At 66.7% G+C, this 13,053-nt stretch carries 12 protein-coding genes; 7 read left to right on the top strand and 5 right to left on the bottom strand.

What is annotated here, in order from left to right; all coding sequences use genetic code 11:
* Nucleotides 1–14: 14 nt before the first annotated feature.
* The 4 genes from BBJ41_RS28235 (at nt 15) to fnr (ending at nt 2,564) form a co-directional block, all read left to right on the top strand.
* Nucleotides 15–425 (top strand): DUF3005 domain-containing protein, encoded by a 411-nt coding sequence (locus tag BBJ41_RS28235; protein WP_069749489.1) that lies wholly within the window; start codon nt 15–17, stop codon nt 423–425.
* Nucleotides 426–508: 83 nt separating this feature from the next.
* Complete coding sequence (locus BBJ41_RS40690; RefSeq protein ID WP_156814880.1) at nt 509–796, top strand: hypothetical protein; 288 nt, start codon at nt 509–511, stop codon at nt 794–796.
* 410 nt (nt 797–1,206) lie between these two features.
* Complete coding sequence (locus BBJ41_RS28225) at nt 1,207–1,674, top strand: universal stress protein (RefSeq protein WP_069749488.1); 468 nt, start codon at nt 1,207–1,209, stop codon at nt 1,672–1,674.
* A gap of 143 nt (nt 1,675–1,817) precedes the next feature.
* Nucleotides 1,818–2,564 carry a fumarate/nitrate reduction transcriptional regulator Fnr gene (fnr, locus tag BBJ41_RS28220; RefSeq protein ID WP_047902056.1) on the top strand — a complete coding sequence of 249 codons (747 nt, stop codon included), beginning with the start codon at nt 1,818–1,820 and terminating at the stop codon, nt 2,562–2,564.
* A gap of 50 nt (nt 2,565–2,614) precedes the next feature.
* On the opposite strand, the gene BBJ41_RS28215 is transcribed toward fnr, so the two are convergent.
* Entirely contained in the window at nt 2,615–3,508 is an 894-nt protein-coding gene (locus BBJ41_RS28215; RefSeq protein ID WP_069749487.1) for a LysR family transcriptional regulator ArgP, read from the bottom strand.
* Nucleotides 3,509–3,608: 100 nt separating this feature from the next.
* Here BBJ41_RS28215 and BBJ41_RS28210 point away from each other — a divergent pair, with 100 nt between their 5' ends.
* Nucleotides 3,609–4,229, top strand: coding sequence for a LysE/ArgO family amino acid transporter (locus BBJ41_RS28210; protein WP_069749486.1), 621 nt, complete (start codon nt 3,609–3,611; stop codon nt 4,227–4,229).
* Between the two features lie 93 nt (nt 4,230–4,322).
* Here the strand turns inward: BBJ41_RS28210 and BBJ41_RS28205 are convergent, their stop codons facing one another.
* The 4 genes from BBJ41_RS28205 to BBJ41_RS28190 form a co-directional block, all read right to left on the bottom strand.
* Nucleotides 4,323–5,966 (bottom strand): T6SS phospholipase effector Tle1-like catalytic domain-containing protein, encoded by a 1,644-nt coding sequence (locus BBJ41_RS28205; protein ID WP_236872077.1) that lies wholly within the window; start codon nt 5,964–5,966, stop codon nt 4,323–4,325.
* Nucleotides 5,967–6,091: 125 nt separating this feature from the next.
* Nucleotides 6,092–6,778, bottom strand: coding sequence for a DUF3304 domain-containing protein (locus BBJ41_RS28200; RefSeq protein WP_236872076.1), 687 nt, complete (start codon nt 6,776–6,778; stop codon nt 6,092–6,094).
* Nucleotides 6,779–6,861: 83 nt separating this feature from the next.
* Nucleotides 6,862–7,803, bottom strand: a complete 942-nt coding sequence (locus BBJ41_RS28195) for a DUF4123 domain-containing protein (protein ID WP_069749484.1) — start codon at nt 7,801–7,803, stop codon at nt 6,862–6,864.
* A gap of 13 nt (nt 7,804–7,816) precedes the next feature.
* Nucleotides 7,817–10,318, bottom strand: coding sequence for a type VI secretion system Vgr family protein (locus BBJ41_RS28190; protein WP_069749483.1), 2,502 nt, complete (start codon nt 10,316–10,318; stop codon nt 7,817–7,819).
* 371 nt (nt 10,319–10,689) lie between these two features.
* On the opposite strand from BBJ41_RS28190, the gene BBJ41_RS28185 reads away from it, so the two are divergent.
* Together BBJ41_RS28185 and BBJ41_RS28180 are read left to right on the top strand one after the other, a co-directional pair.
* Nucleotides 10,690–11,637, top strand: a complete 948-nt coding sequence (locus BBJ41_RS28185) for an aldo/keto reductase (protein WP_069749482.1) — start codon at nt 10,690–10,692, stop codon at nt 11,635–11,637.
* Between the two features lie 371 nt (nt 11,638–12,008).
* A complete protein-coding gene (locus BBJ41_RS28180; RefSeq protein WP_069749481.1) occupies nt 12,009–12,977 on the top strand; it encodes a helix-turn-helix domain-containing protein in 969 nt (322 codons plus the stop codon).
* Nucleotides 12,978–13,053 lie beyond the last annotated feature (76 nt).

Raw genomic sequence — 13,053 nt, 5'->3', positions numbered from 1 at the left:
CCAGGAGAGCCGCGATGGAATCATCCGGTCAAACAGGTCGTTTGCATCCGCACAGCGTCGAGCTCGACAACGACGACACGCATGACAGCACGGTCGACACCGATGGCAAGAACCGCGAGGCGGCGCTGCTCGCGGGCGGCGGACCGATCTCGCCCGACCAGGTCACGCGCAGCAACGCGTCGCTCGTCAATGCGATGCCCGAAGCCGGCGACGGCTTCGCCGGTTTCGACAGCCGTGTCGGCGGTAACCATCCGGCGTTCGCGCTGCGCGCGGGCTACACGGTGATCGAGAAAGGCTTCACCGTGCCGCCGCCCGCGAGCGACGCGCTGTTCGGTCCCGTCCACCGGATGTACGGCAGCGCGTACTGGCCCGGCCATGCACGGCGTCCGGAGCGCGTGATCGAGCTGACGTCCGTGCCGAGGTAGCCGGCGCGGCGTTTGAATCGATCGTTCGTTTGCGGATCGGCATCGGTCGAAAGCCGACCGCTGCGGATCGGTGCACGCGCGCGGTGCGCAAGCGGACGATTCCGCGCTTCGGCTTCGGCTTCGGCTTCGGCTTCGGCTTCGGCTTCGGCTTCGGCTTCGGCTTCGGCTTCGGCTTCGGCTTCGGCTTCGGCTTCGGCTTCGGCTTCGGCTTCGGCTTCGGCTTCGGCTTCGGCTTCGGCTTCGGCTTCGGCTTCGGCTTCGGCTTCGGCTTCGGCTTCGGCTTCGGCTTCGGCAGCATCATGCACACAACGAATCGCGCCAACGCACATGCGTTGATCGAAGTCATGCCGAAACTGCGCGGTTGCGATTGAATGGCGATGCGTGCGGCGCATCGGTGCGACTGTCACGTCATGTCGATGCGGAATGCGTGCGCCGCAATGCGCGTGCGTCTGCGTCTGCATCTGCATCTGCATCTGCATCTGCATCTGCATCTGCAACGTGCGATGCCGATGCGTGCGCATTCATTCCCTGCGACGACACGATCGTCACTCGCAGTCGACACGCGTCCGGCTGCCGCGAGCCGCCGTCGGCCACGCATCGCGCAATGCAGCATGCGCGGCGCGCATGGTCGCGCGTCGCAGCGACTGATGCGTCGCGGCTGCGCGGCACGACGGGCACCGCACTGCAAAGTCCCCGCCATTGGTTTACTCTGCCTCGCAGCACTACCCAGCCTGATCGGCCATCCGGCCGACTTCGTTTCAACCCGCCACTCGGAGACACTATGTACAAGCGTATTCTGGTTGCCGTCGACGGCAGCGACACGTCCCGCCATGCGTTCGATGCCGCGCTGGCGCTCGCGAAAGCGCACGGCGCCGAGCTGCAGCCGTTCTACGTCGTCGAGAACGCCGCGATCTACTACAACGTGCCGGGCTACGATCCGTCCATCCTGCGCGACCAGCTCGTCGAACAGGGCAACGCGCTCGCGAAGGATTTCACGCAGCTGATGCAGGCAGCGGGCGTGAAAGGCGAGACGCGGCTGAGCGAAGCAACCTCGCTCAACGATGTGTCGTCGCTGATCCTCGACGGCGCGACGGCATTCGGCGCCGATCTGCTGGTGCTCGGCACGCATGGCCGCCGCGGGTTCCGCCGTCTCGTGCTCGGCAGCATCGCGGAACAATGCGTGCGGCACGCAACGCTGCCCGTGCTGCTGATTCCGGCGGCGGCAAACGCGAACGAGCCGGCGGCCTGAACGGCGTTCGGCCGCGCACGCCGCTGCGCTGCGATGTCATACGCGCGCGCGGCATGCGCAGCGGTCGCGACGTTTTGTCACCCGACAGCGGCAACTTGCGGTGGGACAATGATTCCGTCGATTCAACGCCGGAGAAAACGATCATGCTGACGCCCGTCGCCACACGTCCCGCCGCCACGCCTCATGCCGGTAGCTGGGCCCCTCGTCAGGCCGCGCACTGCTCGTCGTGCGCCATGCGGCATCTGTGCATGCCGCAAGGCCTGGCGCCCGAAGCGCTCAGCCGCCTCGAGTCGGTCATCTGCGCAGCGCGCCCGGTCAAGCGCGGCGAAGCGCTGTTCCGCGAAGGCGACGCATTCGACAACCTGTACGCGGTGCGCTCGGGTTCGCTGAAAACCGTCGCGACGCGCCATGACGGTCGCGAACAGGTCACGGGCCTGCATCTCGCGGGCGAAGCGCTCGGCCTCGACGGCATCTGCGACGACACGCATCCGCGCACCGCGGTCGCGCTGGAAGACAGCTCCGTCTGCGTGATTCCGTACAGCGCGCTCAAGACGCTGTGCTCGGAAGCCGGCTCGATGCAGTTGCGCATGCACAAGCTGATGAGCGAACAGATCGTGCGCGAAACGTCGCAAACGATGCTGCTCGGTTCGCTGAATGCCGAGGAACGTGTCGCCGCGTTCCTGCTCGACGTGTCGTCGCGCTACCTGAAGCGCGGTTACTCGCCGTCGGAATTCAACCTGCGGATGACGCGCGAGGATATCGGCAGCTATCTCGGCATGACGCTCGAAACGGTCAGCCGCACGCTGTCCAAATTCCAGAAGCGCGGCCTGATCGAAATGCAGGGCCGCCACGTCCAGATCGTCGACTTCGACGGCCTGCATCAGGTCTGATACGGCACGGCACGCGCATCGCGCGCGTGCGGTTCGCCTCCCGCCATCGATCAATCGAGAAACAGCGCGGCACGCGCCTTGAGCGCCGCGCTGAAATCGTCGAGCCAGCCGATCGACAGGCGCCAGCTCTGCCAGTAGAGATCGATGTCGGTGGTGCGTCCCGGCGACATGTCGACCAGTTCACCCGCCGCCAGTTGGCGATCGACCATCCGGTCCGGACACATTCCCCATCCCAGCCCCGTTTCGCATGCGCGCAGGTAGCCCGCGACGTGCGGTATCCAGTGCTGCGGCGGATCGAGATCCGCTCGCGTCACGCGCCGGATGAAACGCGCCTGCAGCCCGTCCTTCGGATTGAACATCACGCACGGCGCGCGGCGCAGCGCGTCGCGCGTAACGCCCTTGCCGAAATAGCGTTCGTGAAACGCCGGCGAACACACCGCGCGATAGCGGATGCGCCCGAGCCGCACCGAACGGCACCCCTGGATCGGCTCGGCCTGCGCGGTCACCGCGCCCTGCACGCTGCCGTCGCGAATACGTGACGCCGTGTAGTCCTGGTCGTCGATCACGAGGTCGAGCAACATCTCGCGTTCGTTGCAGAACGGCCCCACCGCGTCGATGAACCACGTGGCGACGCTGTCGTCGTTGACGGCCACGCGCAACATCGGCCACGCGCTCGCGATCTGGCCCGGCAACGCCGGCATCCGGCCGCCCAGTTCGGCCTCGAGCAATTGCACGCGCTCGGTATGCCGGCACAGCAGCGCGCCTGAGGTCGTCGCGACGCACGGCTGCCCGCGCTTGACGAGCACGCTGCCGACGCGTTCCTCCAGCAGCTTCACGCGCTGCGATACGGCCGACGGCGTGACGTTCAGCTCCCTGGCCGCACGCTCGAACGAGCCGTACCGGATCACCGCCGAGAGCGCATCGAGCAGGGCGTAGTCGAGCATTAGATTTCCTTAATCCGCATTAGGTGATTTAGCTTCTCTTATTTTCATGCTGACCGCAGACTAGCGCTACCCGATCCTTCCGTCTACTGCCGTCACCATCATGAACTGGCTTGCCTTCTCTCACGGCGTCGCCCTGTGCGCGTCGCTCATCGTCACCATCGGCGCGCAGAACGCATTCGTGCTCCGGCAGGGCATCATGCGCTCGCACGTCGGCAAGATCGTGCTGCTGTGCGCGCTGTCGGACATGCTCCTGATCGGCGCGGGCGTCGGCGGCGCATCGGTGCTCGTCGAACGCTATCCGACCTTCGTTCACGCGGTGCTGTATGTCGGTCTCGCGTATCTCGCGTGGTTCGGCATCAATGCGCTGCGCCGTGCGTTCAAGCCGGGGCACGCAACGCTCGACGTGCGCGGCGACGCGGTCGCGCCGCCGCCGCAAAGCGGGATGGCGGTCGTGCTAATGACGCTCGCGTTCACGTGGCTCAACCCGCACGTGTATCTCGACACGTTCCTGCTGATCGGCACGGCCGGCGCACGCGAGCCGGAAGGCGCGCGGTCCGCGTTCGCGATCGGCGCGATGACGGTCAGCGTCGTGTGGTTCGTCGGGCTCGGGTATGGCGCGCGGCTGCTCGCGCCGTGGTTCCGCAAGGCCGTGGCGTGGCGTGTGCTGGACGGCGCGATCGGCAGCATGGTGCTGTTTCTCGCGGCCGTGCAGTTGCGGTAAGGAAGGAAGCGTCCCGGCAGAGGCAGAAGCAGATCCGCTCTGCCGCGACGACAGCTCAACCGCCCGCATTCGCGGGCGGTGTCGCGTTCGGCGTCAGGCCGTCGACGTCGCGTCAGGCAGCGTGCCGCCGGTCGCCGCAGGCTGGTTGCTGGCGAGTTGAGGCTCGTTGGCCGCCGCCGGGTCGGTCTGCTTGGCCGGATCGACCTTGGCCAATTGCGTCGCGGCATGCTCGGCCTTGTCGCCTTCGTAGCGCCAGTACAGGTACTTCTTGCCGCGCTTGCCCATGAAGTACTGGCGATTCACCGACCAGCGGCTCGATTCCGCAAAGCCGACGTGCCCGTCTTCCATCTGCTTCTTGAAACCGGCGATCGAGTCGTGCACGTAGTGATCGAAGAACTGGTCGAACGTCGCGCGCGCCGCCGCATCGATGCCGCCCAGCCAGTTGCCCTTGACCCGCGTGGCCACATCGATGGCCTTGTGCTGCTCCGATACGTAGCTCGTCACGAAGCCGCCGGCGTCCTCGCGGATGTCTTCGGCATCCGCGTTCCATTCGCCGTCGGTAATGGCCATGTAGGAATTCACGCCGCCCGGCGGCTTCAGCCGGCCGTCGTGCAGGCGCCGGCTGCGGCTGGCGCGCCACTGGTAGTAGCGGTTCATGTGCCAGATGATCTGCGGCTCGAGCCTGTCGCTGTTCGGCGCCACGCCCGCGCGTCTTTCGTTGCCCTGGCCCATGTACACGTTCCAGGCCGCCTCCAGTTCCTTTGAAATCGCGAACAGGCCGCCGGCATCGGCCATCACGTCCTTCGGCGGGCGGAACGGCACGCCGGCCTTCCACGCCTCGATGTAGAGATTGTTCAACGGGACGTTGGCCAGTTCGTTGGTTCGCCCTTCCTGATAGTTGCGCTCGTAGCCGCCGCCCACATCCGAGTGCATGCCGGGGTAATACACCTCGCGGCAATTCGACGGAAGCTTCTGGTCCTCCCGCACCGAGTCGCCGGGGAATTTCTCCCGGACTTCCTGCGAAGCGACATAGTGGACGCACTGCCGCACGTAGTCCGGAATGCGGATGTCGTTCGCCCACTCCGCATGACCGCCCTTGTCGATGTTGCGGAGCAGCCCGCCGGCAACCGGCCCGAGGATCCCGCCGACGATGTAGGGCGCCGCCTTCTCCAGGCGGCTGCCGCCGAAGCCCGTCGACGCCACCGTATCCAGGATGCCGAGGAAGTAGACGACCACTTCGGGCCGCATCCCCTTCATGTTCTGCTTGTTCCACCAGAGCCGGCCGCCGATGTTCTCGGACAGCCGCTCGGTCAGCATGCGAACGAACGCCCGGGCCTCCGTGGCGCCGCGCGAGAAACCGAACGCGGCCACGTTGATCTGGCTCACGGCCGGCATGTGGTTCGTCACGTGCTTTTCGAGTTCGGCGAGCATCCAGCGGATGCGTGCCTCGCCCTTTCTCGCGGCCGCCATGCCCAGCGCGCCGTCGAGGCCATCCCCCGAATCGCCGACCTTGCTGCAGGGCGTGCCGACGCCTTCGACATACCGGCCCATCGTGCGCGGATTGGCCTTGTTGAACGGGACGTGCGCAAACATCGCGAGCTTCGCGATGTTGCTGTATTTGGTCTTCGCGACATCCGTCGAGCCGTTGCCGTCCGCGCCGTAGTTGTTGCCCGTTCCGTCGAAGAACGCCGTGAACCACACCGGCTTCGGGCACTCCTTGCATTGCTCGACGCGCACCGGATCGAGCGCCTCGCGATGCCCGGTGCGGATGGCGTCCTCGACGGACGTGAGATCGGTGATGCGTCGAACGAGGGGGGATTGCTCATGACAGTTACGCTCCTGTTCCGGCTATGCGTCCAGCGTCAATTCCACTGGGCCGGTTTCTTGCGCCCATAGAACGGATTCGGAATTTCCTTCAGGCACGCGCGGCCGGCCAGCACACGCTGCGCGTCGCGCTTTGCGAGCGCGACCTTCGGGTCCGGGCCGTCGGCTTCGAAATCCATGTCGCCTTCCACGCGGCCGTCGGGGAAGAAGTGCAGCACGATACCGCCGGCCTTGTCCTTGACGGGCGCACGCGTGACCGTGATTTCGCCTTCGCACCACGCCATGCCCGGCTGGGTTTCGCGATGCGTGTAGGGGTCGTAATTCGCGGACGACGCTTCCATCGCCTGCTTGTCGACCACCCGCTCCCACCACACCTTGAACTTCTTCGGCGTATTCCAGCGGAAATCCCACGCGAGACTCGCGCGCGAACCGCCGCCACCCGACCAGTACTTCGCGCTTCGCGGCGTGGCACGCGCGCCGTCGGCGCTTGCCGCGTCATCGAGGCTGTTCTTGTCCGGCGGCAGCAGATAGACGCCGTAAATATCGTAGTCCGTATAGTTGAAGGACCCGGCGGTGATGATGTCGTAGTTCGGGTCGTTCCATTTATTCACTTCGCCGGGCGCAAGGCTGTCCTTTTCGGCATCGTTCACGCCCTTGCTGCACGCAGCCGTGGAAAAAACCATCACGGACAGCACGGTGATCCAGCAGCGGTTCATGTTGAACATCCTTCTTTTCCTGTCGATTTCATTCGGGGCGCCCGCGGCATCCGGGACGCAAATCCGGTCGGAACGGCGCCGCGAACGCGCCATCAGCCTGCCGCTTCCTGCATCCGCCGCCAATCCTCGGCGGGCACCAGCGCCAGCGCCTGCGGAAATTCCTGTCCTTGCGCGACCGCGTCGAACACCACGGCCATCGCCGGGTCCTCGTCGAAGCGCGGGCCATACTGCAGCGCCAGTTCGCAATAGATCAGCAGCGACACCGCGCTTTCCGCACCGTGTGCGCGGCATCGCGCCAGTTGATCGCGCACGAAACCGTAGTGCTGCCCAGCCGGCAACGCCGCCAGCAGCGCGGGCTTCTCGGTCCGTAGCCGCTCGATCAGCGTGTACGGATAGCAGGCGGCCAGCAGGTCGTCCTCCTGAGCCTGGGTCAACTGAAGCGGAAATTCAGCGTCGGCCTTGACGTTGGCGGGTGCTTCAATGTCCGCGGCCCGGATCTTCAGTTCGGTATCCGGATGAATCCAGTGCCGCACCCCCTGCGCCAGATACGCGCGATGCGCCGCGGGCAGCGTATCGAGCCAGAACGGCAGCACGCGCGGATCGAAGAAGCGCATCAGCATCGTGCTCTCCATCTGCTCGAGCTGAACGTCCAGCATCGGCGCGAGATGCGCGGCCAGCCGCCCGAACGGCAGCGGGGAAACGAGCACGCTCGCGGCCGACCACGGGATGCTGCGCGGATCGGTCGGGTCCTGCGCCCCTGCGTCGGCGTCGGCGTCGGCGTCGGCTTCGGCTTCGGCTTCGGCGCCGCCGGCCGGATGCCACTCGAACAGCAGCGGGCCGACGGCCCGCGCGTCGTCGTCGGCATCCTCCAGCAGCGACGCGGCGACGAACGCCGGCCACCGGGCCCGTTCGTCATCCGGCAGGCTGTCCAGCAACGCGCCGTCGATCAGCACGTATGCGCGCAACCCGTCCTGCGACGACAGCGCGCTACGAAGGGCATCGGCCGCCTGCGCGGCCATCGGGTCATTCGTCATTCGGCACCCTGCTTCAAGCCTTGGCCGCGAATGGCGACGCCATCGACGCCGCATTGACCATGCACGGCGCGCACGCGGTGCCCGGGAACGCGCGCGCGGGCACCGGCAGGCTGTCCGGCCCGATGAACGTATGCGACGCGGCATGCGCGGTCCATTCGCCCTTGGTCCCGTGGACGATACCGCCGCCGCTCCAGCGCGTGTAGCTGGTGCCGCCGTTGATCAGGACTTCTTCCTTGGCGGTGATCGTGATGCGGTTCGCATCGACCTTGACGTCCAGCTTGGCCAGCACGTTGATGCTGTCCTTCAGCGCCTGGATGTCGATGTCGGCGGCGGCCGCAACGAGCCGGATGCCCTTCTCGAACGCGGCGACGCGCACGGCTTCCTGCGCGCTGACCAGCATGCTTTGGCCCGCGCCGATGCTCGTATGCGCGCCGCTCGTCAGCGCGACGTGCTGATCGCTCGCGACATGGGTCGACCCCGTCGTCGTCGCGAGGATGCCGGCCGGGCTGGCGAATGCCAGGAACGGCTGCGCAAACTCCGGAAACTCGCCCTGCTGCGGATTGCCGCCGGTGCCCTTGAGGCCGTCGTTCTGCGTCCTGATCGCCTGATGAACGGCATCCTGGTCGCCGGACTCCTGCGCCTTCACGTCATGCGCGGAGCCCGACAGCGATTCGTGCAGGTCGTGCGCCTTCTCGAGTCGCGCGACGGTCTCGCCGATGTCCGTCGCATGGGCGCGCGCGTCGGGGCGCGCTTCGCTGGTCACCAGCAGGCCCTTGGCTGCCCGCACGGCGCCGTGCGCGTCGGTTCGCAGCTCGAAGCCGCGCGCGCGCTGATCGGTGCGCCCCTGCGTATTGTCGATGCGGACGTTGTGCCCGAGCGTCAGTTCGCTGGCGTCGGTATCGCTGCGCAGCTTGAGCTGGAGCTGCTGCGGCGTGTCGTCGAGCAGCACGTGATTCGAACGGCCGCCCGCCGCATTGCCGGCGTCGCCCAACTCGCGGCTGCGCAGGCCGGTCAGCACCTGCTGGTCGGGCAACGCCCACGGCGGCATCCGTTCCGCGTTGTACGTGGTGCCCGACACGACGGGCCGGTCGGGATTGCCGTCGAGACACATCACGAGCACTTCGCTGCCCACGCGCGGATGCGCGATCATGCCTTTCTCGCCGCCGGCCCAGCCGGCGGCCACGCGAATCCGCGCGCTGGTCTGCGCCGCGCGATCCCAGTGATACACGATGCAGACGCGGCCGTATTCGTCGACGTCGACACTGCCCGCGCCCTTCGCGCCCGCGACGGTCGCGGTTTGCGGCGCCAGCACCCGCACGGGCTCGCTGTTCAACCCGCGGCCCGGGCGCCAAGGCGTGTGCCGAAGGCCCGCGACGAAACGGTTGCGATACTCGGGCTTGCCGTCGGCCTGCAGATAATTGTTCGCCGCCTCATGATGGGCTTCGAGAATCAGGTACCGGTGATCTTCCGGGCTGCCCGACGCCGTGCTGAAGTGGTCGGACAGCTGGAACCAGCGTCCGGGCAGGATGCCGTGATGGTTGCCGGCCGCATCGAAGCGCGACGCCGCGGCCTCGATCTCTTCCATCCGCATGCGCGCCAGCGCATCGCCGGAACGCGTTTCCTTCACGAAACCATAGTGCCCCACGTATTCGTGACGCTCGACCTGCGGCGCGACGCCCGACGGATGCAGCGTCGGTATCTGCGCACTGGCGGCATGCGGCGCCTTGAAGTCGAACGCCGTCGCGCTATAGCTGCCTGCAGCCAGCGACCGCACTGCGGACCACTGCGAAATCGCGTCCGCGGCCATCGGGCCGTCATGCGTCTGGAAACGGATCTCCGGCGAACGGCCGTCGACGGCGGGGCACTGCACCGTGCTGTCGTCGCCGACGATCAGCTTCAGCCCCTTCTCGTCGTGCTCCCACCAGTACAGGCAGCCGGCGGCTTCCAGATGGCGCACGATGTAGTTCCAGTCGCTTTCGCCGAGCCCGCCGCCCTGCACGTTCATGGTTCGCGCAGGATCATCGCCGCGCACGCGCCACTCCCACGACGGTGCGAGCCCCTGGTAATCGGCGAGCAGCGTGCCGATCTGCTGCTGAAGCGATTGCCCGAGGAACAGGCGGTTGTTCACGCGCGTTCTCAGGAAGTGGCTCCACGGGCGCAGCACCGCGCGGTATTCGGCGATCGAATCGTCGTTGCGGACGAGCGAGAACTCCGTGCAATAGCCGGTGAAATGGCGAAGACCGCCATCGGGGCGCACCATCGACACCGCGAGCAGCTTGCCGAGCATGTCGGCCAGCGTCACGCCCGCCTCGCCGGACAACAGCGTCACGTCGAACGTGAAGTCGATCCCCAGCCCCTCGTGCGCGACGAGACGCTCGACGACCAGCCGCGCCGGACGATGCCGGCCATACGAGTCGGTGACGGAGGGCGCGTCGTCGTGAGGAAAAGACAGCGCAAGCAGGCGCTTGTCTTGCAGGAAAAACGGGGTTCGAATGAATGCCGCAAGGTCAGCCATGACCGCCTCTGAATGATTTTTTCGTTCGTATGGCAGCGGCCCGCTGCCTCCCTTGATTTTGGGATGAAAGGATATCGTAGAGAACGCCGCGCGACAACGTTGACGCTTGACGTCAACTACCTGATGCAGCGCCGCAAATCGGTAATAAATGCAGGATTCCGTGAGAATTCCGAACGGGCGCCCTGACAGACGGCTTCGTCGCGATCGCGTCGCGTCGTCCGCGATGCCGGCGCGCGGCCTCAAAACGTGGTGGAAACACGGCGATTTGCGCGCCGGCGGCGGAACCTCGCGACCCGCGCCGCCGTCTCACCGCGACCGGCTTCGTCTCCCCGCAGTTCAATCGCACCATCCCGCAGATATCGGAGAGCACCATGGCACTACGCACCCTCGGCACGTCGGATATCCAGGTTTCGCCGCTCGCGTTCGGCGGCAACGTCTTCGGCTGGACCGTCGACGAGAACACGTCGTTTTCGCTGCTCGACGCGCTCGCGGATACCGGCATCAACTTCATCGACACGGCCGACGTCTATTCGGCCTGGGTACCCGGCAACAGCGGCGGCGAATCCGAAACGATCCTCGGCAAATGGCTCAAGCGTTCCGGCAAGCGCGAACAAGTCGTGATCGCGACCAAGGTCGGCCTGCTGGCCGCGCGCGCGGGCCTGACGAAGGACAACATCCTGAAGGCCGCCGACGATTCGCTGCGCCGCCTGCAGACCGACTACATCGACCTGTATTTCTCGCATCGCGATCTCGCCGATACGGCACCGCTCGAAGAAACGCTCGGCGCGTACCAGGCACTGATCGACGCGGGCAAGGTGCGCATCATCGGCGCATCGAACTACAGCGGCGCGCGCCTGCGCGAAGCCGCCAGCATCAGCAAACGCGACGGCCTGCCTGCGTATCAGGTGATCCAGCCCGAGTACAACCTGATCGATCGCGCCGAATACGAACGCGATCTCGAACCGGTCGTGCGCGACCTGAAGCTGGGCGTCGTCAACTATTACGCGCTCGCGAGCGGCTTCCTGTCGGGCAAGTACCGCAGCGAGGCCGACCTGAAGAAGAGCGTGCGCGGCGATCGCGTCGCCGGTTATCTCAACGAACGCGGCCTGCGCATCCTCGCGGCGCTCGATGCCGTCTCGACGAAGCACGGCACGCAACCGGCCGCGATCGCGCTCGCATGGCAGATCGCGCGGCCGACGATCACCGCGCCGATCGCGAGCGCGACGTCGCTCGCGCAGCTCGGCCTGCTCGGCGAAGCGATCCGCGTGCGGCTCGATCAGGACGACATCCGCCGGATCGACGAGGCCAGCGCGACCTGACGTCGGGGGCCGCAGGCAAGCGGCCAGGCGGAATCGCGCAAGCTCGTGAATCCGCCCGGCCTGCCTGTGCCACCTGCGTTCACGCATCCTGGCACGTGCTGAAAATAGCGGCGATACCGGCCTGCGCCTTCGACGAAACGAAACGCCGCCACGGCCATTCCTGTGTCGCACCCAAAAACCTAGCCGTTATTCGCGCCTGCGTTTTGATCCATACGGCCGCTTTTTTTGACTCAGCCGGACATCGATCGCCCACGCGGGCGCAACGCGCCGCCGCAAGCGCATCACACGCATTTCCCCGGTCTTTCACGGATTGACCCCGGCATTCGACGTGCCCGAGACTGCGCCGCTCGGGCGGTCATTGGGAGAACGTCATGCCGGACATCAGCACGGGGATCGACACGATCTCGACGCGCGCCGTACGCGGCGCGGAGCGCATCGACTTCTGGGTCGACCATGTCGCCCGCACGCTCGTGCGGATCGAATGCAGCGGAAAATCGTCCGAAGGCATCGACGCGACACTGCGCAAGCGCGATCTCGGGCTGTTCAGCGCATGCGACATCGTCGCGAACCGGCATGCGGTCGTGCGCACGCCGCACAACATCCACGCGGACCAGCGCGATGCCGTGTTCATCTGCCTGATGCACGAGGGGCAAGGCTATACGTTCCAGGACGTCGACTGCATGCAGCACGCGCCCGGCGACCTCGTGCTCTACGACACGTCGATGCCGTACGGCCACGGCTTTCCCGCCGACATGGCGATGACCGTGCTCGACGTGCCGCGCGACGTGTTCGAGGCGCGCGTCGGCCCGTGGCGCTATCGCAGCCTCGTGAAGATCGACCGCGGCGACGGTGTCGCGTCGTGGGCCGTGCGGCAGGTGTATGCGCTGCTCGCCGCGCCGCAGGAGAGCGCGCCGGACGCGCGCGAACGGCGCGCCGCCGCGATCCTCGATCTCGTACAGTCGATGCTGCGGCTGCGCGACGGCGACACGTCGCCGACGAAGTCGACCGTCCACACGCTGTCGCGCGCGAAGGCGTTCATCGACAGCCATCTCGCCGACGACGATCTCGACAGCCAGTCGGTGAGCCGCGCGATCAACCTGTCGCCGCGCCAGCTCGCGCGCGTGTTCGAGATCGAAGGGATGCCGCTCACGCGCTACATCCTCGCGCGGCGGCTCGAACGCTGCCGCGCCGACTTGCGCGACCGGTCGCTGAAGCACCTGACGGTCAGCGAAATCGCATTCCGCTGGGGCTTCAACAACAGCGCGCACTTCAGCCGCAGCTATCGCGCGCGCTTCGGCGAGACGCCGAGCGACACGCGCGCGCCGACCAGCGCGCGATAGCCTCGCGCGGTCCGGCCCCGCCACCCGACACCGCGTCCCGGCGAGGCAAGCACGGCGTCCGTCCCGGTCAAATGGG

The organism is Burkholderia stabilis (genome assembly GCF_001742165.1).
GTDB lineage: Bacteria > Pseudomonadota > Gammaproteobacteria > Burkholderiales > Burkholderiaceae > Burkholderia > Burkholderia stabilis.
Note: the sequence above shows the minus strand (reverse complement) of the source record. Positions and strands in the feature narration are given on the sequence as shown.

Excerpts from the sequence above, each read along its gene's own strand:
- BBJ41_RS28195 (WP_069749484.1), bottom strand. The coding sequence starts at position 7,803 with ATGACGAATGACCCGATGGCCGCGCAGGCGGCCGATGCCCTTCGTAGC.
- BBJ41_RS28235 (WP_069749489.1), top strand. The coding sequence starts at position 15 with ATGGAATCATCCGGTCAAACAGGTCGTTTGCATCCGCACAGCGTCGAG.
- BBJ41_RS28215 (WP_069749487.1), bottom strand. The coding sequence starts at position 3,508 with ATGCTCGACTACGCCCTGCTCGATGCGCTCTCGGCGGTGATCCGGTAC.
- BBJ41_RS28225 (WP_069749488.1), top strand. The coding sequence starts at position 1,207 with ATGTACAAGCGTATTCTGGTTGCCGTCGACGGCAGCGACACGTCCCGC.
- BBJ41_RS28190 (WP_069749483.1), bottom strand. The coding sequence starts at position 10,318 with ATGGCTGACCTTGCGGCATTCATTCGAACCCCGTTTTTCCTGCAAGAC.
- BBJ41_RS28200 (WP_236872076.1), bottom strand. The coding sequence starts at position 6,778 with ATGTTCAACATGAACCGCTGCTGGATCACCGTGCTGTCCGTGATGGTT.
- BBJ41_RS28210 (WP_069749486.1), top strand. The coding sequence starts at position 3,609 with ATGAACTGGCTTGCCTTCTCTCACGGCGTCGCCCTGTGCGCGTCGCTC.
- BBJ41_RS28180 (WP_069749481.1), top strand. The coding sequence starts at position 12,009 with ATGCCGGACATCAGCACGGGGATCGACACGATCTCGACGCGCGCCGTA.
- BBJ41_RS28185 (WP_069749482.1), top strand. The coding sequence starts at position 10,690 with ATGGCACTACGCACCCTCGGCACGTCGGATATCCAGGTTTCGCCGCTC.
- fnr (WP_047902056.1), top strand. The coding sequence starts at position 1,818 with ATGCTGACGCCCGTCGCCACACGTCCCGCCGCCACGCCTCATGCCGGT.